General features: G+C 76.0%; 1 protein-coding gene. It reads right to left on the bottom strand.

From position 1 onward, the window contains the following. Positions 1 to 1,536 (bottom strand): polyketide synthase dehydratase domain-containing protein (locus ACFP3U_RS36845; RefSeq protein ID WP_380230144.1); only part of this gene is annotated, 1,536 nt, incomplete at both ends.

Here is a 1,536-nt window from a genome sequence, read left to right on the forward strand (position 1 = left end):
CGCCGTGGGTGGTGACGAGGTGGTGGGCGATGAGTTTGCCGAGTTCGCCGGTGGCGCCGGTGATCAGCACGTAGTCGTCCGGACCGAAGCCGGGCCGCTCGACCTCGGACTCGCTGTCGCGGACGGCCGGCTTGCGCGGGGCGAGCCGGGGCGCGAGGACCCTCCCCGCCCGCACGGCGAGCTGGGGCTCCTCCGAGGCGAGAGCGGCCGGCAGCACGGCCGCCGACGCCGGGTCGTCGTCCACGTCGAGCAGCGCGAAGCGGTCCGGGGCCTCGATCTGGGCGGAACGGACCAGACCCCACACCGTGGCGGCGGCGGGATCCGACACGTCCGGACCGGCCGCGCCGTGCGTCACCAGGGTCAGGGTGGCGTCGGCCCGCTCCGGGTCGGCCAGCCAGGCCTGGACGAAGGCCAGCGCCCGTTCGGCCGCCGCGAACGGCTCGGCGCCCTCGGCCGGGAAGTCCACGACCGCGTCACCGGCCGGCAGGGCCGTCAGCCGCGTCGGATCCGTGGCGTACCCGGGCTCGGCGGCGGCCGCCTCGGGGAGGACGACGGGCGTCCAGTCGATCTCGTACAGCGGGACCCGCGGACCGGCCGCCGGCGCCAACTGCTCGGGTGACACCGGCCGCACGCTCAGCCGCCCGACCTGCGCGAGCGGAGCGCCGGAGGCGTCGGCGATCGCCACCTCGAACGCGTCGGGACCGCTGGGCGCCAGCCGCACCCGGGCCGCCGACGCCCCCACCGCGAACACCGACACGCCCGCCCAGGCGAAGGGCAGCAGCGGACGGGCGCTGTCGTTGCTGTCGCCCCCGTCGTCCGCCATGGTGAAGCCGAGCGCGTGCAGCGCCGAGTCGAGCAGCGCGGGGTGGATGCCGAAGCCGGAGACCTCGGTGCCCTTCTCCAGCTCGACCTCCGCGTAGACGGCGTCGCCGGTCCGCCAGGCGGCCGTCAGCCCCTGGAACACCGGCCCGTAGCCGAGCCCCAGATCGGCCAGCCGCTCGTAGAAGCCGTCCACGTCGACCGGCTCGGCACCGGCCGGCGGCCAGGCCGACAGGTCCACCGGGACCACGGGCGCCTCGGCGAGCACACCGTCGGCGTGCCGGGTCCACGACACCTCCGCGCCGCGCGCACCGGCCGGCCGCGAGTGCACCCCGACCGGTCGCAGACCGTCGCCGTCGGGTGCCCCGACATGGACCTGGAGTTCGACGGCGCCGCTCTCCGGCAGCACGACCGGCGCGGCCAGCGTCAGCTCCTCGATCTGCCCCGCGCCCGCCAACTCGGCGGCGTGCAGGACGACATCGACGAGCGCCGACCCGGGCAGCAGCGCCGTGCCGAGCACGGTGTGGTCGGCCAGCCAGGGGTGGGTGCGCAGCGAGAGGCGGCCGGAGAAGACGACACCCTGGTCACCGGCCAGCTCGACCTTCGCGCCGAGCAGGGCGTGCTCGACGGTGGCGGAGCCGGGGGAGGTCTCGGTGGGCAGGAGCCAGTAGGTCTGGTGTTGGAAGGGGTAGGTGGGGAGGTTGGTGTGGGTGCCGT

The sequence above is a fragment of the Kitasatospora misakiensis genome, assembly GCF_042656005.1.
Classification (GTDB): Bacteria; Actinomycetota; Actinomycetes; order Streptomycetales; family Streptomycetaceae; genus Kitasatospora; species Kitasatospora misakiensis.